Source organism: Streptomyces sp. CA-249302 (assembly GCF_050936785.1).
Lineage (GTDB): Bacteria > Actinomycetota > Actinomycetes > Streptomycetales > Streptomycetaceae > Streptomyces.
In genome coordinates this window covers 9204870-9228806 of record NZ_JBNJMG010000001.1, presented here as the reverse complement: position 1 = coordinate 9228806, position 23937 = coordinate 9204870, and the positions used below count along the sequence as shown (strand labels likewise).

18 protein-coding genes are annotated in these 23937 nt (G+C 71.0%); 15 read left to right on the top strand and 3 right to left on the bottom strand.

Features of this window, described 5'->3' with window-relative positions:
• The first annotated feature begins 77 nt into the window (after positions 1 to 77).
• Together ACQEWB_RS41485 and ACQEWB_RS41480 are read left to right on the top strand one after the other, a co-directional pair.
• Positions 78 to 1262, top strand: coding sequence for a sensor histidine kinase (locus ACQEWB_RS41485; protein ID WP_432840628.1), 1185 nt, complete (start codon positions 78 to 80; stop codon positions 1260 to 1262).
• Positions 1259 to 1927 carry a response regulator gene (locus tag ACQEWB_RS41480; protein WP_432840626.1) on the top strand — a complete coding sequence of 223 codons (669 nt, stop codon included), beginning with the start codon at positions 1259 to 1261 and terminating at the stop codon, positions 1925 to 1927. The genes ACQEWB_RS41485 and ACQEWB_RS41480 overlap by 4 nt, the downstream gene beginning before the upstream one ends.
• Positions 1928 to 1952: 25 nt before the next feature.
• On the opposite strand, the gene ACQEWB_RS41475 is transcribed toward ACQEWB_RS41480, so the two are convergent.
• On the bottom strand, positions 1953 to 2360 hold the full coding sequence (locus tag ACQEWB_RS41475) for a VOC family protein (RefSeq protein WP_432840624.1): 408 nt from the start codon (positions 2358 to 2360) through the stop codon (positions 1953 to 1955).
• A gap of 211 nt (positions 2361 to 2571) precedes the next feature.
• Between ACQEWB_RS41475 and ACQEWB_RS41470 the strand changes: the two genes are divergently transcribed.
• The 11 genes from ACQEWB_RS41470 to ACQEWB_RS41420 all read left to right on the top strand — a co-directional run bounded on the left by ACQEWB_RS41470 (position 2572) and on the right by ACQEWB_RS41420 (position 18679).
• Positions 2572 to 4674 carry an MMPL family transporter gene (locus ACQEWB_RS41470; protein ID WP_432844273.1) on the top strand — a complete coding sequence of 701 codons (2103 nt, stop codon included), beginning with the start codon at positions 2572 to 2574 and terminating at the stop codon, positions 4672 to 4674.
• Between the two features lie 76 nt (positions 4675 to 4750).
• Complete coding sequence (locus tag ACQEWB_RS41465; protein ID WP_432840622.1) at positions 4751 to 8071, top strand: CHAT domain-containing protein; 3321 nt, start codon at positions 4751 to 4753, stop codon at positions 8069 to 8071.
• A 12-nt stretch (positions 8072 to 8083) separates the two neighbouring features.
• Positions 8084 to 8740, top strand: a complete 657-nt coding sequence (locus ACQEWB_RS41460) for a DUF6338 family protein (RefSeq protein ID WP_432840620.1) — start codon at positions 8084 to 8086, stop codon at positions 8738 to 8740.
• 21 nt (positions 8741 to 8761) lie between these two features.
• Positions 8762 to 9010 (top strand): hypothetical protein, encoded by a 249-nt coding sequence (locus ACQEWB_RS41455; RefSeq protein ID WP_432840618.1) that lies wholly within the window; start codon positions 8762 to 8764, stop codon positions 9008 to 9010.
• A complete protein-coding gene (locus tag ACQEWB_RS41450) occupies positions 9007 to 10896 on the top strand; it encodes an AAA family ATPase (RefSeq protein WP_432840616.1) in 1890 nt (629 codons plus the stop codon). Before ACQEWB_RS41455 ends, ACQEWB_RS41450 begins: the two co-directional genes overlap by 4 nt.
• Positions 10893 to 13199, top strand: a complete 2307-nt coding sequence (locus ACQEWB_RS41445) for a serine/threonine-protein kinase (protein ID WP_432840614.1) — start codon at positions 10893 to 10895, stop codon at positions 13197 to 13199. The genes ACQEWB_RS41450 and ACQEWB_RS41445 overlap by 4 nt, the downstream gene beginning before the upstream one ends.
• Positions 13196 to 14485 carry a hypothetical protein gene (locus ACQEWB_RS41440; RefSeq protein ID WP_432840612.1) on the top strand — a complete coding sequence of 430 codons (1290 nt, stop codon included), beginning with the start codon at positions 13196 to 13198 and terminating at the stop codon, positions 14483 to 14485. The genes ACQEWB_RS41445 and ACQEWB_RS41440 overlap by 4 nt, the downstream gene beginning before the upstream one ends.
• A 1-nt stretch (position 14486) precedes the next feature.
• A complete protein-coding gene (locus ACQEWB_RS41435) occupies positions 14487 to 15143 on the top strand; it encodes a 4Fe-4S single cluster domain-containing protein (RefSeq protein ID WP_432840610.1) in 657 nt (218 codons plus the stop codon).
• The gene (locus tag ACQEWB_RS41430) at positions 15131 to 15763 is read left to right on the top strand and encodes an FHA domain-containing protein (RefSeq protein ID WP_432840608.1); all 633 of its coding nucleotides are present in this window, start codon (positions 15131 to 15133) and stop codon (positions 15761 to 15763) included. Before ACQEWB_RS41435 ends, ACQEWB_RS41430 begins: the two co-directional genes overlap by 13 nt.
• Positions 15764 to 15876: 113 nt before the next feature.
• Complete coding sequence (locus ACQEWB_RS41425; protein ID WP_432840606.1) at positions 15877 to 17118, top strand: L,D-transpeptidase; 1242 nt, start codon at positions 15877 to 15879, stop codon at positions 17116 to 17118.
• A 175-nt stretch (positions 17119 to 17293) separates the two neighbouring features.
• On the top strand, positions 17294 to 18679 hold the full coding sequence (locus ACQEWB_RS41420; RefSeq protein WP_432840604.1) for a glycoside hydrolase family 16 protein: 1386 nt from the start codon (positions 17294 to 17296) through the stop codon (positions 18677 to 18679).
• A 22-nt stretch (positions 18680 to 18701) separates the two neighbouring features.
• Here ACQEWB_RS41420 and ACQEWB_RS41415 read toward each other — a convergent pair whose 3' ends face one another.
• Positions 18702 to 19385 (bottom strand): response regulator, encoded by a 684-nt coding sequence (locus ACQEWB_RS41415; protein ID WP_432840602.1) that lies wholly within the window; start codon positions 19383 to 19385, stop codon positions 18702 to 18704.
• On the bottom strand, positions 19382 to 20689 hold the full coding sequence (locus ACQEWB_RS41410; RefSeq protein WP_432840600.1) for a sensor histidine kinase: 1308 nt from the start codon (positions 20687 to 20689) through the stop codon (positions 19382 to 19384). The genes ACQEWB_RS41415 and ACQEWB_RS41410 overlap by 4 nt, the downstream gene beginning before the upstream one ends.
• A gap of 225 nt (positions 20690 to 20914) precedes the next feature.
• On the opposite strand from ACQEWB_RS41410, the gene ACQEWB_RS41405 reads away from it, so the two are divergent.
• Positions 20915 to 21607, top strand: coding sequence for an ABC transporter ATP-binding protein (locus tag ACQEWB_RS41405; RefSeq protein WP_432840598.1), 693 nt, complete (start codon positions 20915 to 20917; stop codon positions 21605 to 21607).
• Positions 21604 to 23937, top strand: coding sequence for an ABC transporter permease (locus tag ACQEWB_RS41400; RefSeq protein WP_432840596.1), 2334 nt, complete (start codon positions 21604 to 21606; stop codon positions 23935 to 23937). Before ACQEWB_RS41405 ends, ACQEWB_RS41400 begins: the two co-directional genes overlap by 4 nt.

The following is a 23937-nucleotide window of genomic DNA, read 5'->3' as shown; positions in this document are numbered from 1 at the left end:
ATATCCCTCTCACCGGCGAGGCACCGCCCCGCGACCCTCGTGATACTGGAACGGCCCGTCCCCTTCAGGAGCCGCCCATGTCCCCGCCGCCCTGGTTCCCGCGGGTCGTCGCGCGGCTGCGTACGGCGAATCCGTACGTCGTCGACAGCGCCCTCGCCGCGCTCGTGCTCTTCGCCGTGTCGTTGCAGTGGATCTTCCCCGACGAGGGGGACGACCGGCTGACCTGGCAGGGCTGGCTGCTGGGCGCGGCGACGGCGGTACCACTGGTGTGGCGGCGCCGGGCGCCCTTCGCGACGGCGTGCGCGGTGTCGGTGGCGACGCCGGCGATGGCCGTCTACCACGCGCCACCGCCCGACGTGATGTACGGCGGTCTGGTCGTCCTCTACACGATGGCCGCCCGCGCCCTGCCCTGGCAGCGGCGGGTGATGCTGGTGGGCTGGGCGATCGGGGTCAGCGTCACCATGCAGCACAAGGAGCACGCCCAGCCCTTCGAGTACGCCTTCCACCTGCTGAGCATCGCCTGCGCGTACGCCCTCGGGAGCGTGGCGCGGGTGCAGCGCGCCTACACCGCGCAGTTGGAGGACCGGGCCGAACGGCTGGAGCGGGAGCGGGCCGCGGACACCGCGCGGGCCATCGCACAGGAACGTGCCCGGATCGCCCGGGACATGCACGACGTACTGGCGCACGCGGTGAGCCTGATGGTGGTGCAGGCGGAGGCCGGTCCGGTGGTGGTGCGTTCGGATCCGGACCGCGCGGAGGCCTCGTTCGACGCGATCGCGGCGGCCGGGCGGGACGCGATGGCGCAGCTGCGGAGGATCCTCGGCGTCCTCAAGGAGGAGCAGCGGAACGGGACTTCACCGCAGCCGAGGGTCGCGACGCTGCCCGCGCTCGTCCGCCGGGTGGGCGAATCCGCGGACCTGCGCGTGGAGTTGGTGTCCACGGGCGAGCCATACCCGCTGCCGCCGGACGCCGAGGTGGCCGCCTACCGGGTGGTGCAGGAGGCGCTGACGAACACCGTGAAGCATGCGTACGCTTCCTGCGCGATGGTCGAACTGGCCTGGACGGAGGAGGCGTTGACCCTGACGGTGACCGACGACGGACGGGGTCCGGTGGGTCCCGGCGGCGGGCAGGGGCTGATCGGCATCCGGGAGCGCGCGGGCGCCTGCGGGGGCAGCGCGGAGGCCGGTCCCGGACCGGACGGCGGCTTCCGGGTCGTCGTACGACTGCCCGCGGCTTCCGATCGGCAGGCGGCACCGGGATGAGCATCCGCGTGGTCGTCGCCGACGACCAGGAACTGGTCCGCAGCGGCTTCAGCATGATCCTGGAGGCGCAGCGGGACATCGAGGTGGTCGCCGAGGCCGGGGACGGCGCCGAGGCGGTGGCGGCGGTGCAGCGACACACGCCCGACGTGCTGCTCCTGGACATCCGGATGCCGGTGATGGACGGCCTCGAGGCGGCCCGGCGGGTGTGCGCGCAGTCCGGCTGCAAGGTGGTCATGCTGACCACCTTCGACCTGGACGAGTACGTGTACGAGGCCCTGTACGCGGGCGCCAGCGGCTTCCTGCTCAAGGACGTGCGCCGGGACGACCTGGTGCACGCGGTGCGCGTGGTCGCGGCCGGCGACTCGCTGCTCGCGCCGACGGTCACCCGGCGACTGGTCGCGGACATCGTGCGCCGCCGCCGGGAGGAGGCCGCCGCCGACGTCACCCCGCAGCGGCTGGACGCGCTGACCGCCCGCGAGGTGGAGACCCTGCGGATGCTGGCCCGCGGGCTGTCGAACGCCGAGATCGCCGCGGCCCTGTTCGTCAGCGAGCACACGGTCAAGACACACGTGAGCAACGTCCTGAGCAAGCTCGGCCTGCGGGACCGCGTACAGGCGGTGATCTGCGCCTACGAGACGGGCCTGGTGACGCCGGGAGCCCCCTAGAGGGTGTCCGGTCAGGGGGGTCCGGTCAGGGGGTGTCCAGTTCCTCGAAGAGGGTCAGCTGGAGGGCGCCCGGTGCCTCCAGCCTGGAGTTCAGGGAGTTCCAGGGGGTGCGGGTCGGCTCGGCGAGCACCTCGGCTCCGGCGGCGGCGAGCCGTGCCGTCGCGGTGGTGGAGTCGTCGACCTGGAAAGCGACCCGGATGCGCCCGGCGACGCGCTGCCCCACCTCGACCTGGTCGATGAAGTCGGCGTGGTTCGGATCGGTCAGCTCCAGCGTGGCCCGGCCCGCCTCCAGGATGGTGACCCGGCCGTCGGGCGACGAGAAGGCGGCGCGCTCGGGCAGGCCGAGGACGTCGCGGTAGAAGCGCAGGGCCTCGTCGTAGTCCTCGGCGGTGACGACCAGACGGAGTTCACGGACGACGGGCTGATCGGACATACGGGCTCCTTCAAGATCGCACGGACTGAATGGTCAACTCCCGTGCCCGCCGCGCGATTCCCGGTGCGCCGCCTCCCTCGCAAGAGTGAGCCGCACCCCCGCCTCCCCCGTAGGACCGAGGCCTCGAAACCGCTCCCTCCGGCGATCCGGGAACACCCCCGCCCGGCCGAGCCTGAGGGCGTTGGGATCCGACGACCTGCCGGGAGGCACCGTGCTCTCCACCCTCGCCCGGACGGCAACCCGCCGCCCGCTGACCGTCATCCTCCTCTGGCTGCTCTTCCTGCTCCTCGGTTTCGGGCTGGGCACGGGCGTCTTCGGGCGGCTGTCCGACAACGTGCCCGAGGTCCCCGGCACCGAGTCGGAGCGCGCCGCCCAGTACCTCGACCGCACCGACCCGACGGGCGAGTCGATCACCGGCGTCGTCGAGGGCGTCGCGGTCACCGACCCCGGCCTGCGCGGCCAGGTCGAGCGGGCCGTGGCCGACGTACGCGCGATCCCCGGGGTGGCCGCCGTACCGGATCCGTACACCACGCGCGGTCTGACCGCCGGGGACGGACGGGCGCTGATCGTCCCCGTCACCCTCGATGGCGGCCTCGACGACGCCGCCGAGGAACGGGCCGTGGACGCGGCAGCCGACCGCATCAAACGGATCGACGCACCCGAAGTCCACGTCAGCGGCGGCCCGTTGCTGGGCAAGCAGCTGGGCGAACGGGCCCAACAGGACGTGAAGAACGCGGAGTTGATCTCGTTGCCGGTCGTACTCGCCCTGCTGCTGGTGGTGTTCGGCGGACTGCGCGCCGCCGCACTGCCGCTCGTGATCGCGGTCAGCGGCATCGCGGGCGCGTTCCTGGCGCTGTTCGCGTTCAGCGAGGTCACCGACATCTCGGTGTACGCGATCCAGGTCACCACCATGCTGGGCCTCGGACTCGCCGTGGACTACGCCCTATTGATGCTGGTGCGCTTCCGCGAGGAACGCCGGCACACCGACGACGTCGTCGAGGCCGTGCACCGTACGGTCGCCGCGGCCGGCCGCACGGTCCTCTTCTCCGGCCTGACCGTGGCCGTCAGCCTGACCGGCCTGCTGGTCTTCCCGAGCGTGTTCCTGCGCAGCATGGGCCTGGCGGTGGCGGCGGTCGTGGTCATCGACATGCTGGCGGCGGTGACCCTGCTCCCCGCCCTGCTCACCAGGTTCGGCGGAAGGATCGCCCCGGCGAAGACGAAACCGGAGGCCGAGGAGGGCCGCTTCTTCGCCCGCGTGGCCCGCTTCTCGGCCCGCCGCCGGATCGCCGTCCTGACGACCGTCGTCCCGGCCCTGCTCGTCCTGGCCCTCCCGGTCACCGGCATGAAGATCGAGATCGGCGACGCCACCCAGCTCCCGTCGAGCACGGAGGCAAGGCAGTTGTACGACACCGTGGACGCCCACTTCCCGCCCGGCACCGGCGTCTCCCCCGTCACGGTCGTCCTCAAGCCGGGCACCGACCCGACGACGGCCGCCCGGATCCGCGCCCTCTCCCCCACGGCCCGGTCCCGCCAACTGCCGGGTGGCGCAACGGTCGTACAACTCCAGCCGTCAGGGAGGGTGGACGGCACCGCGGCCACCGACCTGGTCAAGCAGGTACGGGAGATCCGAGGCACCGCGCCCATCCAGGTGACCGGCCCGGCCGCCCGCCTGGTCGACTTCCGCGCGATGCTCTCGGACCGCGCACCTTGGGCGGCGCTGACCGTACTGGCCGGCATCTTCGCCCTCCTCTTCGCCTTCACCGGCTCGGTACTGATCCCCCTGCGCACGATCCTGACGACGCTCCTCAGCCTGGGCGCCGCGCTGGGCGTGGTGGTCTGGGTCTTCCAGGACGGCCACCTGGCCGGAGCCCTGGGCGCCGAGGGCCTTGGCGCACTCAGCCTCACGGCACCCCCGCTGATCGTCGCGATCGCCTTCGGGCTGGCCATGGACTACGAACTGTTCATCCTGGCCCGCATGCGAGAGGCCCGCGGCCGCACCGGCAACGACCAGGAGGCAGTGGTGGAGGGCCTACGCCGCTCCGGCCGAGTCGTCACCTGCGCGGCCCTCCTCCTGGCAGTGGTCTTCGGCGCCTTCATGACGGGCGGCTTTTCCCCGATCCTGCAGATAGGCCTGGGCCTGACGCTGGCGGTACTGATCGACGCGACGGTCGTACGGATGCTGCTGGTGCCGGCGACGATGGCGCTGCTGGGGAGGAGGGCATGGTGGGCACCCAGGCCGCTGCGGCGGGTGCATGAGCGGTTCGGGGTGACCGGGGAGGTGGGCAGTCGAGTTCGGGCCACGACGAGCGCATGAAGGTTCCTGACGTCCGCGGCGTGGTCCGCGGACGTCGCCCGTTCCCGTTGGCCGGTGCGCAGGCCGCCGTAAAATAGTGGTCACTTTCTGTCTTGCTATTCCCGATTCGCAGAACGGTCAGTACCGTGAAATCTCGCCTGGTGAGCGCTCGGGCCAGGAGGAATTCGGGGGGCAAGACGTGCGCGTTCTCGGGGGAATGCAACCGCGTGATGACTTCATACCATGCCATGAAGTCGACCAGGCGGTCACCGCGGACCTGCGCACCTTGCGCATCGTCGGCAACGATCTGCAATCTCGTTGCACAGCGCTCGGGAATCTCGCGATATCCCTCTACTCACGCTATCGGTGCCGGAGTGACCGGCGGGATCTCGACGCGGCGATCGAACATCTGCGCACTGTCCTGCGCCTGCTGCCGACGGGCCATCGCGAACAAGGAGCCGCACAGGGGAATCTGGCAATGATGCTCGCGGCACGACGGGGCCACGAGGACCTGGAGGACGCGGTCGGCCTGTGGCGCGCGAGCATTTCCCGCGTGCGGCCCGGGTCTCCGGACTGGGCCGTGGCCGCCGGTCAACTCGGCCAGGGGTTGTACGAGTTGTTCACCCTGACCTCGAAGGCCGAGACACTGGACGAGGCGGAGGCGCTACTGGAAGGTGCCACGCGGGTGCTACGGTCCGTGCGCACCGCACCGTCCAGCGCTCCTGCCGGCTTCATGGACACCCTCCTGGGCAACCACGCCGTAGTCCTCATGACCCGGCACCAGATCGTGCGGCCCGACCCGGAAGGGCTCGACCGGTCCATCGCCCTGCTGGACGACCTCGTAAAGCGGGCGAACGGATCACGCGATTCCGAGCGGGCGGACTGGGCCACCACACATCTCGCCCAGGCGCTGGTTCTGCGTTATACGGACCGCGGCGATCCCGCCGACCTCTCCCGGGCCGCCGGACCCGGGAAGGCCGCTGACGGGTTACTGCGGAATACCGACGACGCACCGTCCGGCGAATTCATCACGCCGGGATCCCGCGTGGCCGCGACAAAAGCGATCGGCTCGGACATCAGCGCGACCGTCGCCTTGTTCGAATATGTGGCCGACGCCCGTCAGGCGGATGTCGACCAATCCATTCATGATCAGCGTAATGCGCTCGGTCGATGCGGCGACGACCCTGTCCGACTCGGAATGCTCGTCATCAATCTGGCGCTCACGTTGACAGCACGGCACCATGCCCGCCGAGGCAGCGCCCAGGGCGGGACGACCGACCTCACCCAGGCCCTGGAACTGCTCCGGGAGCATGTCGACGACAGCGCGCCCGCCCAGTACAAGGCCGCGGCCGTCGCGCTCCGCGGCATGCTGCTGTTGGAGCGCCACGTTGCGGACCCTGAGCACCATGCCGGGGACGTCATCGCGGCCGAGGAACTGCTGCGACAGGCTCTCGACCACCCCGGACTCGACTACCGTTCGAGAAGCGCAGTGCTGCTGCGGCTCGCCTACTGTCGGCTCATCCACGGTCGGTCCACGGGCGAACCATCCGCCCTGAACACCGCGGCGGACACGGCGCGACGCTCGGTCGAGGAATTCCCCGCCGACTCGCCGCTGGGTGCCGCCGCGTCGGGTTGCCTGGCGGACATCCTGCTGGTACGCGCGGAACTGACCGGCCTGCCCGAGCACCAACGGGAGGCAACCGAGGAGAGCCGACGGATCTGCCGGGAGTCCGGTGCCCTGGACCGCATGGCAACCTTCCTGGCGGCACGCGGCTGGTTCGCGTCGGCCTGGCGGCGTGGGGCACTGGACGAGGTTGCCGAGGCCGGTCGGACCGCGCTCGGCCTGCTGCACGACATCACGGCGCTCCAACTGGGCCGTGACGACAAGTCCGTATCCCTGCGACAGGCCGAAGGACTGGCCGCAGGAACCGCGTTCGCCCTCGCCGCGACGGGCGCGGCGGGTGCGGCCGCTGCGGCCCTGGAGACCGGCCGGGCCGTGATGCTCACCGAGGTCATGCAGCGCGAACACCCCGACCTGCTGCGGCTGCTGTCGAGCGAGTACCGCAATCTGTCGGCCCGCTTCCGCGACGCGGCCGACGAACTGGCCGCGCTGGAACGGTCGTTGCTGACGGAACAGCAGGGATTGCCGATGGTCGACGCCCGGCGGGAGACGTACCGCGAGCGCCTGCGCGTGTGGGACGACGTCGTCCGCGACATTCGGCGACTGCCGGGTTACGCCTCTTTCCTGTACCCGCCCGCGGAACAGGACCTGTCCGCGGTGGCAGAGGTGTGCCGGAACACTTTGGTCTATCTCGCATCGACCGACCGCGGCGGGATCGCCGTGATCGTGCCCGCCGGCGACACAGGCGACGGGCGGATACGAGCCGTACAACTACCCGCGCTGACACCGGAGTTCGAGCAGAATGCGGTGACCGCACTGCGCCGCGCGGTCGAGTGCGACGACCTGGACCGAGCCGAGCAGAGCATGGACCGGCTGTGCGACGGGCTGTGGACGTCCGTGATGGCTCCCGTGGTCGGGGCCGTGGGAGAGCAGACCCCCACGGTCCTGATACCCGGCGGTCTCCTCGGCCTGCTGCCGCTGCATGCCGCCGCCCGCACCGACCCCAAGACACCCACGGGGCGCCGCCACGTCATCGACGACTTGCCCATCGCCATGGCGCCCAGTGCCCGCACACTGGGTGTCGCCGTGGCCCGCACCCATCGGTCCGAGGTGAACCGCCTGCTCGCGGTCCGCGACCCGGAGCCCTGCGCCGAGCCGCCGCTGCCCGGAGCAGTGACCGAGATCCAGCGCGTGCGGTCCGCGCTTCCCCCGCTGACCCAGGTTCGGGAACTGCACGGGTTGGCCGCCACGCGGCAGGAAGTGCGACAGGGTTTGCGGAGCGCGGACATCTGTCACTTCGCCTGCCATGCCCACGCGGGCCTCGACCGGCCGCTCGACGGCGGGCTCAGTCTCGCGAGCGGCGAGCGGCTGACGGTTCGCGACATGCTCGCGATGCCGTCCATCACAGCACGGCTCGCCGTGCTGTCCGCCTGCGACAGCGGGTATGTCGACGAAAGCCTCCCGGAGGAGGTCGTCGGTCTCGCCGCGGGATTCATGCAGGCCGGATTCGGCGCGGTGATCGCAGCCCAGTGGCCCGTGGAGGACGCTCCGGCCGCCGCACAGATGGCGCTGACCTATCGATACTGGCTGCGCGAGGGCGCGAGTCTGCCGGCCGCCGTCGCCCGTGCCATGGCGTGGCTGCGGGACAGCACCAATGAGGAGAAGCACAGGGCGTTTCCCGACCTCGCGGACTTCCAGCCCCGGGCCCCCATGACGTCCGGCGACCGTCAGTGGGTGGGCCTGAGAGAGCACAGCAGCCCTCTGGTCTGGGCCGCCTTCGGCTGCGTGGGGATCTGAAGGGGGAGGGCCATGGGGTCGTTCGAGGCGCTGCTCGCCACCCTGCTCGGCGTGGTGCCGGGGGCGCTGTACACCTGGGAACTGGAGAAGCAAGCGGGAGCCTGGGGTGTGAACCTGTCGGACCGGGTGCTGCGCTTCCTCGGGGTGTCGGTTCTGTTCCACCTGGTGCTGGCCCCGCTGACATGGTGGCTGATCAGGGAGAGTCGGCACGGACTGCCGCCGACGCATGTCTTCCCGTGGCTGCTGTGGCCGGTGGTCGCGGTCTACGCCCTCGTGCCCGCCTTGCTCGGCCATGTGGTCGGCGTCGGCACCCGGCGCAGGCGCCCATGGAGCCGGCGGCTGACCGGGCCGGCGCCCGCACCCAGGGCCTGGGACCAGGTCTTCTCGTACGAGGGCAGTTTCTGGCTGAGGATCCGGCTGAAGGACACCAGTGGCGGGGAGAACGGCTGGTTCGCCGGGGCCTTCTCCCCCGCGCGCCGCGGCCCGCACTCGTACGCTTCCGGTTTTCCGCACGACCAGGACATCTACCTGGCCGAGACGGTGGAGGTGGATCCGGTGTCCGGACGGATCCGCCTGGTGGAGGGGCGGCCCCAGTTCCGCGGTGTCGGGGTGCTGATGCGTTGGGAGGAGATCGCCTACGCCGAGGTGATGGCGGTCGACGGGGAGTGACGATCCAGGGGGATGAGGGAGATGAGCGACGAGAAGGCGCCGGGCGGACAGCCGGAAAACCCGGTACTGGAGCAGCCGGGGCAGGGCCCGCCGGCACCGGAGGGCGAACGTCCGCGGCGACGGCGCACGGTACGGCGCCGAGGCGGATACACACCACGCGGACCCGAGGCAACGGCCATGGCCCTGCCGCCGTCATCGGTCACCGTCTCCGACCCGCCGCCGACGCCGGAGCCGCGGGGCGACGTGAGCGACCTGGAGGCGGACCAATGACCCACGCATCCGAGGTGCACTCTCTGGCCAAGGGCTCCGCGCAGGACGTGACGGAAGCCCACGGCGGCCGGCGCGTCCCAGCCTGGCTACGCGAGACCCGCACCTGTTTCCTGACCAACCCGCAACTCGTCCTCTATGGCAACATCCGGGACAACTACCTGGTCCCCCAGGGCGAGACGTGGCAACTGCTTGACGTGCGGGAGGCCCTGTGGTGGCTCATGGAACCACTGGGCTACCGGTTCCTGCTCGTGGCCGACCCCGTCGACGGGCTCCATGTGCTGCCCGCGCACGACGAACAGACCCTGGAAACGGTATCGGCGCTGACGTCCGCCCCAATCGGGAACGGCCGACCGCCCAGTCTCGACACCCTGCTCGGCGTGCTGCGCGCCGTGGCGGGCAATCGTGAGGTCAGGGGCGCGGTGATGCTCGACTACGCCTCCCGGCTGGTTCGGGACGTCCGTCAGCTCTCGCCCGAGGAGCACTACTTCTTCGCCTCCTGCGAGAAGCTGGCCCACATCTCCAGGCCGGTGCGCGAGCGTGGGTCGACGCCGCGCTACAACCCTGTGTTGTGGGTCGCCAACAACGACCGGGACATCCCTGCCTGGCTGACCGCGGACTCGATGGCCGTACGCCGAATCGCCATCCCACTGCCCGACCTGGGCGACCGGAAACTGGCCGCCGAACTGCTCTCCCAGGGCATCAGCCCGCACCTGCTCGGCGAGGCCGACCGCAATGACGTCGCCTACCAGTTCGCGGAGCAGACCGAATCCCTCACGGTACGCAGCATGATGGAGATCATCCGGCTGGCGCGGACCCAGGAGGACGCCGTCGACTCGATCGAGGCAGCCGCCCGCTGCTACCGGGTGGGCATCTCGGACAACCCCTGGAGCAAGCCCTTCCTGAGGGAACGCCTCACCACGGCCGCCGAACGGATCCGTAACCGCGTTCGCGGCCAGAACGAGGCCATCGAGGCGTCGGTCGACATCATCATCCGCTCCGTCATGGGCCTGTCCGGCGCGCAAGCGGCCTCGAACGCCTCGCGTCCTCGAGGTGTGCTGTTCTTCGCCGGCCCCACCGGCGTCGGGAAGACCGAGTTGGCCAAGGCGCTGACCGAGCTCATCTTCGGCGACGAACGAGCGTACATCCGCTTCGACATGACGGAGTTCTCGGCCGAGCACTCCGCGGCCCGGCTGATCGGGGCGCCGCCCGGCTACATCGGGCACGACGCGGGCGGTGAGCTCACCAACTCCGTGCGGGAGAGGCCCTTCAGCCTGATCCTGTTCGACGAGATCGAGAAGGCGCACCCGCAGATCCTGGACAAGTTCCTGCAGATCCTCGACGACGGCCGGCTCACCGACAGCACCGGTTCGACCGTCTACTTCTCGGAGGCGGTGCTCGTCTTCACCTCCAACCTCGGGATGTCCTCGCTGGACGAGCGCGGCATGCCCGTGCAGAACGTCACCCCGGACAACACCCGGGAAGAGCTGGTCGATCTCATCACGACGGCCGTCCGCAGGCACATCGCCGAGGAACTCGACCGGCCGGAGCTGCTCAACCGGCTCGGCGACAACATCGTCGTCTTCAACTTCATCGGCCGGGCCGCGGCGGAGGAGATCTTCGACCAGTTGCTGAGGCGCATCCTCACTCTCGTCGAGAAGGAACGGAAGGTCGAGGTGACGCTCGCCCCCGACGCCCGGGAGACGCTGTTGAAGGTCGCCACCGCGGACATCACCTTCGGCGGGCGGGGCATCGGGTCGGTCCTGGAGACGACCCTCATCAACCCGCTGGCCCGCGCCCTGTTCGCCCAAGGGCATCAGCCAGCCGCCAAGCAGTGCGTGACCGATGTCAGGCACGAGGCAACGGGTTGGCAGGTGACTCTGCGATGACATCCCGGGACCCCGTCGACCCGCTCCGCACCCGCCTGGAACAGCCGTCCGACGCTCTGCGCACCCGTGTCGAGTCAAGAGACGCACCCGATACCGCTCCTTCCGCCGAGGCTGAGCCACGGGCTCAGGCCGCCGAGGTACTGACCGTCCTGCCGAAGCAACTCGCCTTCCGGTTCCGGCTGTTGAGCGAACTCCCGGCCGCGGGAGCGGAGGCCAACCTGCTGCTCGTCGCCGACGAGGACTCCCGGCAGCGCGTCGTGAAGCTCTACCGCCGGACCGGTCCCCAAGCCTCCCGCGAGGTGTGGGAGCAGCTTCCGAGGCTCAGCCACCCGCACGTCGTGCACATCCTCGAGACAGGACAGGCCGGTCAGCGCGACTACGAGCTCATGGAATACGTCCACGGTGGCAACCTCGCCCAGTTCGTGGGGGGCGGGACGGACGGGCCGGAGACCATGGTCACCGAGACCGTACGCCAGATCGCCTCGGCGCTGTCCGCCCTGCACGACGTCGGAATCATCCACCAGGACCTCAAACCCGAGAACGTGCTGGTCCGTTCCCGTCACCCCCTCGACCTCGCCCTGACCGACTTCGGCGTGAGCCGCGTCCTGGACCAGACCCGGGCAGCGGCCACGGCGGCCGGCACCCTGGCCTACCTGGCGCCGGAACTGCTCCTGAGCAGCGGCGGCCAGACGTCGCGTGCCCGGGACTGGTGGGCGCTGGGCATGATGGCCCGTGAACTCCTGCTCGGCCAGCGGCCGTTCGAGGACATGGGCCGACCCGCGATCGACGCCTCCGTCATGCTGCGCGGCATCGACCTCGAAGGAGTGACGGACGCACGACTGCGCATGCTGTGCGCAGGACTGCTCACCCGGGACCCGGAGGACCGATGGGCCGCGGAGGAGGTGACCGACTGGCTGGCCGGAGGTAGCCCCCGCGTCGCCACCCCCACCGCGTTGCCCAACGCCCCGGCGCCCGGCAAGGCCGTACAGCCGTTGACTCTGCTGTCCGTCCGCTATGCGGCTCCCGAGGAGCTGGCCTCCGCCCTCACCCAGCCTGTCATCTGGGAAGCCGCGGCCCGCAAGTACTTCACGGACATCGGCCCTGCCCACGACCCGTCCGAAGGCTGGCGTGCGCTGCGCAAGTGGTTGCGGCAGTTCGACGAGCCGGACACCTACGACGTCGAGGCGCTGCAGGAACTCGTCGACCACGAGCTCCACGCCCCGGGGCTCGGGCCCGACGCGCGCGTGGTGCGTCTGCTGCGCGTGCTGGCCCCGCAGGCGCCGGCCCAGTGCCGGGGCGTGCGCATCGACAGGGAGAACCTGCTCGCCGTCGCACGGCACGCCACCGCCGCGCAGAACTCCGCCGACGAGCACGTCCGGCTGATGGAGGCCCTGTGGCAGCAGAACCTGCTGCCGGAGCTAGCAAAGTGCCCCGGGGCGGCGGAGCTTCGCCGCATCGACGAGACGTGGCGTGCCGCCGCTACCCGCGTCCACGAACTCTCCGCATGGCTGCGTACACAGCTGCCACCACCTACACAGGAGGCCCTGTCCGCATCGCCCGCGGGCGACCGAACCGCCGCTTTCCTGCTGTGCCTGCTGCTGGACACCGGGACGGAGGGTGTCCGCCTGCGGCAACGGCTGGACCAGGTGTCTGCGCAGACCGCCGCCGTGCCGTGGTTCGGTGTCGTCCGCCACCAGCTCGGGGCCGACCCTGCGGCCCTGGCGGTGCTGCACGATCTGGCCCCGGTCGCACTGGCCGAGGCGCAGCAGGTGGCCCGCCGGACCGCGGCGGACCAGGCCGCCCACCAACAGAGTCTGGCTCGCTGGCAGCACATGGAGCAGCAGCGAGTCTCGCCGAGCGCGCTGACGGCGGCGTCCACGAGTGCGCTCGGACCGATGACCGCCTACGTGATGGTCATGGTCGTTCTCGCCTTGATCGGCTCCCGGATCGTCCACGAAAGGGGGCTCTCAATGGTCAGCCTGGTCGTCGGGCTGATCTGTGTCGGGGTGCAAGCGGGGCTGGAGGTCTCACTGGCCCGGAACATCGGCTCCGAGTACCGACGCGGGTACACCCTGTTCAGCCAGGCGGGCACCGGGTTCCAGCGGGCGGGCCGGCCGCGGGGTGCCGGCTGGGGATGCCTGATCCTCCTGGTGGCACCGTGCGCGCTCAGTGCCCTTCTGGCAGTCCCAGCCGTGGTGTACGTCGTGTTGCTGTTCGTTCACCTGCGGTCCCTCTCCCATCGCCGGACCATGTGGGCCCATCAGCACGCCGCCGCCCACGCCAGGACGGTGAGCGGCCGATGAGCGGAGGGTCGGCCATCGGGCTCGCCGCGCCACTCGCCGTCGGTGCCGTCCTGGGATACGCCGCGGGCGCGACCGTGTCACTCGCCGTGTCGGCTGGGCTCTCGGCCATCGGTTCGCAGCTTGAACGGCGGCGGGAGCACTGGGAGCGCGAGCGCTGCGCCGAAGCAGTGTGGGAGGAGGCCGCGGCCGAGGTCGTCGCCCGCAACGCCCGCATCGAGGTAACGCGCGCCGCACTCGGCGCTTACGGACGCTCGGCGGCGACGCTGCCGGAGCCTCTGGTACTGCTTCGCCAGGAACGCGCTGAGCTGCGGGCGTGGTGCGTGGCGGCGGACCAGGCTCTCGCGGCGGCCGAGAGCCTGCTACGTGAGCAGGACACACTCAGGGCCGCGGCTTGGCGGGCATCCGGGCCCACGCCCGGCGACAGGCCACGCCGTGCGACGCCCGGCCCTGTCTCCCGGCAGCGCGCGGCAGCACCGCGTCCCGCCCCGGACGACCTGTCGGCCGAACGGCAGGCAGCCGAACGGGCATTGCGCCGTCTGACACCCGCTGTCACCCACGAGGAACGGCTGCGGATCACGGCAGCCGCTGCGCGCGTAGGCGCCGCCGGATCGGTGACGGAGGCCCGTAACCGCGTCGACGACCTGCGCTCACGCGTGGACGGCGCACGCACCGCGGCGGACCACCGGATGGCCGACGCCCGCACCGCCGCCACTTTCCTCCAGGTGCTCGGCCATGTTGAGGACGAGACCGCCGCGCCGCTGCGCGAAACCCTGCAGGCCGTCGTCCGCGCCCAGCGCCCGCTCGAGCCCGCCGTTCGCGCCGAGGCTCTGAGATGGGCGGAGGCGGTGCGCGACGCGGCGGAGCGGCACCATGTTCGCGAGGTGCTGCTGAAGTCGCTGGAGGAGATGGGGTACGAGCTGTCCGGGGACTTCTCGACGGCCACCGTCGACCAAGGCGCGTTCTCGGTCGCCCATGGCTCCTGGCGGGAGCACGAGGTACGCATGGTCTACGACGAGGCCGAGCGGGAACTGCGCGCCGTCGTGGTGCGTACGGCCGGCGCTCAGGGCATGGAGGGGCGGCGCGCCGACACGGAGCGCGAGGAGCAGTGGTGCGGCACTCTCGACGAGCTGCGCGCCCAACTCACCGCCCAGGGGGTCGAGGTCGACGTCCACTCTCTGACCCAGCCCGGTGCCCGTCCGACCCCTGCGACCCGCGATGCCCGAACCGGGGACGAGGAAGAGTCCCGGGCACAACACGGCTCGCAGACAAGGCAGTTGGGACGTTGACATGACGAGGATCGCGGTGAACCGGCTGCACCACCCCGTCACCGTGCTCGGACACGGCGTCAGGGCCGGAGTGTGGCTACAGGGATGCACACTGGCCTGCCCGGGGTGCATGTCACGGGACACCTGGGCGCCTCGCGAGGGCTCCCAGGTGGACGTGGAAACCGTGCTGGCATGGATGGGACAGCTCCCCGGCCCCTTGGACGGGGTCACCGTCTCCGGCGGGGAACCTTTCCAGCAGACCGAAGGACTCACCCGGCTCCTCGCCGGTCTGCGTGAGTTCGGGGCCGGGACCGGTGTGCCGTTCGACCTGCTCGTGTTCTCCGGCTACGCCTGGTCCCGGCTGCGGGGCGCAGCCTCACACCGCCTGGCACTCGACCTGTGCGACGCCGTCGTCGCCGGGCCCTACGTGGACCGGCGCAACACCGGTGCCTCGCTCAGGGGCTCCGACAATCAGAAGGTGGTGCCCCTGACCCCCCTCGGGCACGAGCGCTACGGCGCCGAGGCGCTCACCCGGCACGAGGGCCGTCGAGTGCAGGTGACGACGGACGGACGTGCCCTGCACCTCATCGGCATACCCCGCCGGGCCGAGCTGAGCCAATGGCGGGCGGCCTCCGAAGCCGGGGGCGTGAACTGGGAGGACACGACATGGACCGCTTGACGTGCGACAGATGCGACACGGAGGTGGGCTCCGACGAGGTGGTGTGCCCCGAGTGCCGGGCCGTTCTCACCACGGACGGAGCGGTCCGAGTCGTCCGCGCCGAGGATCGTCCCGCACCGCCCCCAGCTCCCGCCACCGTCACCTCGCCGGTGACCGGTGGCACCTGCCCGCACTGCCGGGCCTCCGTCGACCCGGCCGATCTCGTCTGCATGAGATGTCTCCGGGAGCTGCCGTCCGATGACGGCGCCGCGCCACCTGGTGGCGATGCGCTGCGCACCACCCTGGAACGCCCAGTGACCTCCCTCAGGCTGAGCTTCGACACCGGAACGCTGGAGGTGCGGCCCGGGCAGGAGGTCGTCCTCGGGCGCCGCCCCGAGTACACGGAAAGTGCCCCGCTGCTGGCCGCTTACGACAACGTCTCCCGTATGCACGCCACCGTCGGCCTGGACTCCGACGGCTCCGCCTGGCTGCGTGACGAGCGCTCCGCCAACGGCACCTGGGCCGACGAGATCCCCGTACCGCAGGGTCAGGCGCGGCCGCTCCAGGACGGCAGTGTCATCCGCCTCGCTTCGAACGTCTCCGCGCGGGTCCGCCTACGCAACGAACGGCCCCGAGACTGAGCCGGCGACTCCTCACAGGAATCTCAGGAAGCGGCCCCGGTATTCAAAGGATCAACAAATCTGCGCGGCGCAGGATGCACCCGGAAAAGGTGGATATCCCAGGAAGGCCTGCCGTGGGCGTCTCGCACATATCGAACCGGTCTCAGCAGCAGTCGGAGCAGTGGTCCCGACGCGGGGTGCTGGGGGTGCTGGGCGTGGTGCCCGCCGCCGTCGCGCTGACCGGATGCAGCAGTTCCGCGGGCGCATCGGAGGGGACGACGAAGTCGGACGCGTCCGCGAAGGCGGCCGCCTCGAAGAAGCCCACCGTCTCGGTCACACCCGCCGACGGCACCAAGAAGGCCGACTTCGCGAGCCCGGTCGAGGTCACCGTGACCGACGGCACGTTCGCCTCGGTGAAGGTGACCGGAAACGACGGCTCCACGCTGGCCGGTTCGCTCAACGACGCCAAGACCAAGTGGACTTCGACGAGGAACCCGTACTCGGGTACGAAGTACACGGTCACGGCGACGCCGGAGGGCGCGGCCGCGCAGACCACGAGCTTCACCACCAAGTCGCCGGGCGAGACCTTCGTCGGCTACTTCACGCCCGAGGCGAACTCGACCTCCGGCGTCGGCATGCCCGTGTCGATCAACTTCACGCACGCGGTGACGGACCGGGCCGCCGTCCAGAAGGCGATCACCGTCACCGCCGAGCCGGCCGTCGAGGTGGTCGGCCACTGGTTCAGCGACACCCGCCTCGACTTCCGCCCGGAGACGTACTGGGCCTCCGGCACGAAGATCACGCTGAGTCTGAAGCTTAAGGACGTCGAGGGCCAGGACGGCGTCTACGGCGTGCAGCAGAAGGACGTCACCTTCCACATCGGCCGCGAGCAGATCAGCACTGTCGACCTGTCCACCAAGGAGATGGTGGTCAAGCGGGACGGCGCCACGTACGCCTCCTACCCCGTCTCCGGCGGCAACGCCCAGCACACCACCTGGTCCGGGATCATGGTGATCAGCGAGCGGTTCAAGCAGACCCGGATGGAGTCCTCGACGGTCGGGCTCGGCGACGAGTACGACATCTCCGACGTGCCGCACGCCCAGCGCCTGACCACGTCCGGCACCTTCGTGCACGGCAACTACTGGGCGTCCACCTCGGTCTTCGGCAGCCAGAACACCAGCCATGGCTGCGTCGGCCTGCACGACGCCAAGGGCGCCAACGACAGCTCGGTGGCCGGCTACAAGTTCTACGAGTCCTCGATGCTCGGCGACGTGGTGATCGTGAAGAACTCCGGCGACAAGACCGTGGAAGCGTCGAACGGACTCAACGGCTGGAACCTGTCCTGGGCCGACTGGAAGACGGGCAGCGCGGTTTAGCCCCTCTTTGCACCGTTCATGGCGTGAACTTGCCTGCCCCGAAAGGACTTTCCTTGCTTTAAGTCTTGACGGCCCTGGTACCGGAGAGCACATTGGGCCCACTTTGAGAGCGCTCTCAAACAGCGCTCCCAAAGGGCATCCGCAGCCCATCACCCCGTACCCGGGAGGCACCCCCATGAGTGCAACCTCCGGCATACCCAGACGGCGACGCGCGCTCGTCGCCGTACTCAGCACGCTCGGTCTGGCGGCCGCGCTCGCCACGGCCGCCACCCAGTCCGCCGACGCCTCCGCGCCCACCCCGCCGTCGGGCTGGAGCCAGGTCTTCGTCGACGACTTCAACGGCTCGGCAGGGACCGGCGTCAACACCTCCAACTGGCAGTACGACACCGGGACTTCGTATCCGGGCGGCCCCGCGAACTGGGGCACCGGCGAGGTCGAGACGATGACCAACAGCACCAGCAACGTCGCGCTCGACGGCAGCGGCAACCTGAAGATCACCCCGATCCGCGACTCGGCCGGCAACTGGACCTCGGGCCGTATCGAGACCACCCGCACCGACTTCCAGCCCCCGGCCGGCGGCAAGCTGCGCGTCGAGGCCCGGATCCAGATGCCGAACGTCACGGGCGACGCGGCCCTCGGCTACTGGCCCGCGTTCTGGATGCTGGGCGCGCCCTACCGCGGCAACTACCAGAACTGGCCGAGCGTCGGCGAGCTGGACGTCATGGAGAACGTCAACGGCATCAACAAGGTCTGGGCGACCATGCACTGCGGCACGGCCTCGGGCGGCCCCTGCAACGAGACCACGGGCCTGGGCAATTCGACCGCCTGCCCCAACACCACCTGCCAGTCGGGCTTCCACACCTACACCATGGAGTGGGACCGCTCGGTCAGCCCCGAGGCGATCCGCTTCTACGTCGACGGCACCAACTACCAGACGGTGACCGCCAATCAGGTGGACGCCACCACCTGGGCCAACGCCACCAACCACGGCTTCTTCGTGATCCTGAACGTGGCGATGGGCGGCGGCTTCCCGGCCGCGTTCGGAGGCGGCCCGACCAGCGCCACCGAGTCCGGGCACCCGATGGTCGTCGACTACGTCCAGGTCCTGTCGGCCAGTGGGAGCGGTACCACGACCCCGCCGACCGGCAGCCGGGACGCCTACAGCCCCATCCAGGCGGAGTCGTACGACAGCCAGTCCGGCGTCACCGCGGAGACCACCACGGACACCGGCGGCGGCCAGGACATCGGCTACGTCGCCAACGGCGACTGGGCCCTCTACAAGGGCGTCAACTTCGGTTCCACGGCGGCCACCCAGTTCTACGCCCGGGTGGCCAGCGGTGCGGCGAGCGGTGTGAGCGGGCTGGTCCAGGTCCGTCTGGACAGCGCCACGGCGACACCGATCGGCAGTTTCTCCATCGCCAACACGGGCGGCTGGCAGACCTGGCAGACGGTCCCGGCCAACATCAGCTCGGTGACGGGCACGCACGACGTGTATCTGACCTTCAGCAGCGGCCAGTCGGCGGACTTCGTGAACGTCAACTGGTTCGACTTCGGGCACTGAGCGGCACCTCCGGGGCGGGGTGCTAGGCATCCCCGCCCCCGGGGGAGATCAGTCCCGTCTCATAGGCCAGGACGACCGCCTGTACCCGGTCGCGCAGGTCCAGCTTCGACAGGATGCGGCCGATGTGCGTCTTGACCGTGGTGGGGCTGAGGACCAGGCGGTCCGCGAGTTCGGCGTTGCTCAGGCCCGTCGCGAGCAGCCGGAGCACCTCCAGTTCGCGCGGGGTCAGGCCGGACAGGTCCCGGTGCAGGGCGGCAGGGCGCGCCTCCTCGCGGTGTGTGAAGCGTTCGATCAGCCGGCGGGTGATCGCCGGCGCCAGCAGGGCGTCGCCGGCCTGGACGAGTCGTACGGCGGCGACCAGGTGCTCGGGGGTGACGTCCTTGAGCAGGAAGCCGCTGGCACCGGCCGTGAGCGCCGCGTAGACGTAGTGGTCGAGGTCGTACGTGGTCAGGATGACCACCCTGGTGCCGTCCGGGCCGCCGTCGGCGAGGATCCGCCGGGTCGCCTCGATGCCGTCCATCCGTGGCATCCGGATGTCCATCAGCACGATGTCGGGCCGGGTGCGCCGGACCGCGGCGACCGCCTCGGCCCCGTCGGCCGCCTCCGCCGTCACCTCGATGCCGTCCGCGGCCAGGATCATGCCGAAGCCGGTGCGTACGAGGGCCTGGTCGTCGGCGATCACTGCGCGCAGCGCCGGCGGGTTCATGCCGTCCGCCACGGGACTCGGGCGGTGATGCGGTAGCCGCCGGCCAGGGTGGGGCCGGCGGTGAGCTCGCCGCCGTAGACCGCGAGCCGTTCGCGCAGTCCGATCAGCCCGCGGCCGTTGCCCTCGGCCTCCGCCTCGGGCGGGTCGTGGGTGGCGCCGGTGTCGGTGACCTCTATCTCCAGGACGTCTCCGGTGTATCCGACGGTGACCGAGGCCTCGGCGCCGGGCGCGTGCCTGATGGTGTTGGTGAGCGCCTCCTGCACGACGCGGTAGGCGGCGAGTTCCACCCCGGGCGGCAGCGGCTCCGGTGGCAGGGACATCGCCACGGAGACCGGGGTGCCGGCGGCGCGGACCCGCTCGGTGAGGGCGTCCAGCTGGCCCAGGCCCGGCTGCGGTTCGAGGCCGTCGGCGGGGCTGTCGGGGCGGCCGGTGTCCGGGGCGGCCAACAGGCCCATCACATGGCGCAGTTCGGCCATCGCGGCCCGGCCGCCGGCCTCGACGGCCAGCAGGGCCTCCTTCGACCGCTCGGGTGCGCCGTCCATCACCTTGCGGGCCGCGCCCGCCTGGATGACCATCACGCTCACATTGTGGGTCACGACGTCGTGCAGTTCGGCGGCGATCCGGGCCCGCTCCTCCTCGACGGCCCGCCGCATGCCCTCCTCCTGGGCCTTCTGAAGCCGGGTGTAGCGGTCCCGGCTGTCCGCGAGGCGCCGCTGCCAGAAGCGGACGGTGACCGCCAGCACCGCTGCGACCAGCAGCACGACCGCGGGGCTCGACCAGCCCGGGAACGCCGGGTCGGTGTCCCGGAACGCGATGCCGGCCAGCACGGCGGCGAGCACCAGCCCGGCCGCCGCCCGCGCCCAGTAGCGGCTGTACATCGCGGCACTGTAGGCGCCGATGACGCAGGTCAGCACGTTGATCCAGGAGGCCTTGTCGCCGATGGCCAGAGCGGCGGCGAGGACCACCCCGAACACGGCCAGCGGATACCGGCGCCGGGCCGCCAGCGGCAGCGCTGACAGCACGATCAGCCACCAGGGGGCGAGGAGTTCACGCCCCTCCTCAACCCGCGCACCCAGTACGGGAGGCCTCGGCGGGACCGGCACCCCGTACTCGTCCTTCATGCTGACGCGGACCGGGCCGTCCCCGGGATAGCGCGCCGCCACGATCAGCGCGACGACGGTCAGCAGCACCGCCAGCACGACATCGGCGCGCAGCGCCCGTCGCGACAGCGGGGCGCTCTCCGGCTCCGGCCTCAGCGCGTCGCGCAACTGCCGGCGCCGGCCCGGTCGGTCCTCCGTCTCCATCGCCACATTGTGCGGCTGCCCGGCCCGCTCCCGCGTCCGCCTGCACGGCCAAGCGGCCGTCCTTCAGGCGTACTTCGCAGGGATGACCCCGTGCCCGCGTCCTCCGCGGGGACGCCCACAAGTCGGTGCCGCGGCCGACGCGCGCCACCCGGCCGCGCCCCTACGTTCGCCGAGCCGGCACAGACAACTCCCTTTCACCGCAAGGACGAAGGACGGACGACTCCCATGACTGACGTGATCGAACTGGCGGGCGTGGCGAAGCGCTACGACAACGCCGGCGCACCCGCACTCGGACCGCTCGACCTCGGTGTCGCCCAGGGCGAGGCGCTCGCCGTGACCGGTCCCTCGGGCAGCGGCAAGTCCACGCTGCTGAACCTGGTCGCCGGCCTCGACAAGCCGACCGAAGGCGCGGTGACCGTCGCCGGGGAGCGGATCGACCGGCTGAGCGAGCACGCGCTGGCCCGGTTCCGCCGCGAACGGATCGGCATGGTCTTCCAGTTCTTCAACCTGCTCGACGATCTCACCGTCGCCGACAACATCCGGCTCCCCGCCCAGCTGACCGGGGCCGCCCGGCGCAAGGCCGCGGCCCGCGCGGACGAGTTGATGGAACTGCTGGGCATCACCCGGCACGCCCGCGCCTACCCGGGCCGGCTGTCCGGCGGTGAGCGCCAACGCGTGGCGGTGGCCCGGGCGCTGGTCAACCGGCCCGCGCTGCTGCTCGCCGACGAGCCGACGGGCGCGCTCGACACCGCCTCGGGCCACGACGTACGGGAACTGCTGGTGGAACTGCACCGCGGCGGGCAGACCCTCGTGCTGGTCACGCACGACATGGCGCTGGCAGAGGCGTGCGCGAGCCGCACCATCCAGCTGGTCGACGGCCACCTCTCGCTCGACACGCGTGCGGAGGCGGTCCGATGAGCCTCCTCGGTACCGGCGCACTCGGCCGGGTCGTGCGTTCCGGGGTGGGCCGGCGCCGGGTGCAGACGGTGGTGATCGCCGTGGCCTGCATGATGGCCGTCGCGGCGGCCGTCATCGCCGGATCGCTCATGGTCGCCACGAACGCCCCCTTCGACCACGCCTTCGCCAAGCAGCACGGTGCGCACCTCACCGTCCAGTTCGATCCGGCCAAGGTGAGCGCGGCACAGCTCAAGGACACCGGGCGGCTGGACGGCGTCACCGCGAGCGCGGGGCCGTATCCGATCACGACCTTCAACCGGCTGACCCTGGTGGGGCGTTCCGGTCCACACGGCGATGTCGACGACCTGGACCTGCGGGCCGGGCGGTGGGCGACGAAGCCGGGCGAGATCGTCCTGTCCGCGTCCTTCATGGACTCCCCGCTCAGGATCGGCTCCGTCATGAGGGCCTCCGACTCGGCCGACAGCGAGGGCCTGACGGTCGTCGGCTTCGCGCTGTCGTCCGGCCGGACCGCCGACGCCTGGGCGACCCCCGGGCAGGTCCGCGCGCTGGCCTCGAAGGACTCACCGGTCACCAGCCAGATGCTCTACCGCTTCGAGTCGGCGGGTACGAAGGGACAACTCGCCGCCGACCGGAAGCGGCTCGCCGCCGCCGTGCCGTCCGGGTCCCTGCTGGCCACCCAGTCCTATCTGGACACCAAGCACTCCGCCGACCAGGGCGCGGCGGCGACCATCCCGTTCCTGGTGGCCTTCGGCGTGCTCGGCATCGTGATGTCGGTGATCATCGTCAGCAGTGTGATCAGCGGCGCGGTCGGCACCGGTCTGCGCAGGATCGGCATCCTGAAGGCCATCGGCTTCACCCCGCGCGAGGTCGTACGGGCCTATGTGGCCCAGGCGTTGATCCCGGCCGGCGCGGGCATCGTGCTCGGCGTCGTACTGGGCAATGTGCTGGCCCTGCCGCTGCTGGCCGACACCGCGCAGGTGTACGGCGGTGTCTCGCTGTCGGTGACCTGGTGGGTGGACGTCCTCGTGCCGGCCGTCGCACTGCTGATCGTCACGGTCGCGGCGCTGGTCCCCGCGCTGCGGGCCGGCCGGCTGCGCACCGTCGAGGCCATCGCGGTGGGCCGGGCGCCCCGCACCGGGCGTGGGCAGTGGGCGCACCGGGCGGCCGGGCGGCTGCCCCTGCCACGGGCGGTGACCTACGGCCTCGCCAGTCCCTTCACCCACCCGGTCCGCACCGCGGCGATGCTGCTGGCGGTGGCCTTCGGCACCGTCGCGGCGACCTTCGCGGTGGGCCTGACCTCGTCCCTGAACGCGGTCGGCGACTCGGACCCGACGAGCCGTGCCCAGGTCACCGCCGTCAGCGGCGGAGCCGTCGAGAACGGCGGGCCGCGCCCCTCGGGCGCCCACAGCCCTCCGTCCGCGGACCCGGCGAAAGTGAGCGCCGCCATCAAGGCGCAGTCCGGCACCGCCTCGTACTACGGCACGACCCAGACCGAGGTCACGGTGGCCGGGATCTCCGGCTCGGTCGAAGCCACCCTCTACCAGGGCGACTCGCGTTCCGGTAGCTACGAGATGATCTCCGGGCACTGGATCACCGGCGCGGGCCAGGCCGTCGTACCGACCCGGTTCCTGTCGCGGACCGGGACCAGGATCGGCGACACGGTCCGGGTGACGCTCGGGAAGGACACACGGACCCTGCGGATCGTCGGCGAGGCCTTCGACACCGACGACGACGGCCTGTCGGTCCACGTGGACATGGCCAGTTTCCCGGGAGCCGAGCCCCAGGTCTTCCAGATCCAGGTGAAGCCGGGCGTCTCCCCCACCGACTACGCGGCGAAGCTCGCCACCGTGGTGAAGCCGCTGGGCGCGGACGTCCTGGCCAACGCCAACTCGTCACAGGACACCATGATCGTCCTCCTGGACTCGATCGCGGCGCTGCTCACCCTGATGCTGGTCTCCGTCGCGGGTCTCGGTGTGCTCAACTCCGTGGTCCTCGACACCCGGGAGCGGGTGCACGACCTGGGCGTCTGCAAGGCGCTCGGCATGTCGCCGCGGCAGACCGTGGGCCTCGTGCTCGCCTCGGTGGCCGGGATCGGCGTCTTCGGCGGACTGATCGGAGTACCGCTCGGGTTCGCGCTGCACGACTATGTCCTGCCGGTGATGGGCCACGCGGCGGGCACCAACCTCCCGCCTTCGGTCCTCGACGTGTACGACGCCCCTGAACTCGTGCTGCTGGGGCTGGCCGGCATCGCCATCGCCCTCCTGGGCGCACTGCTCCCGTCCGGCTGGGCGGCCAGGGCCCGCACGGCGACGGCACTGCGCACGGAGTAG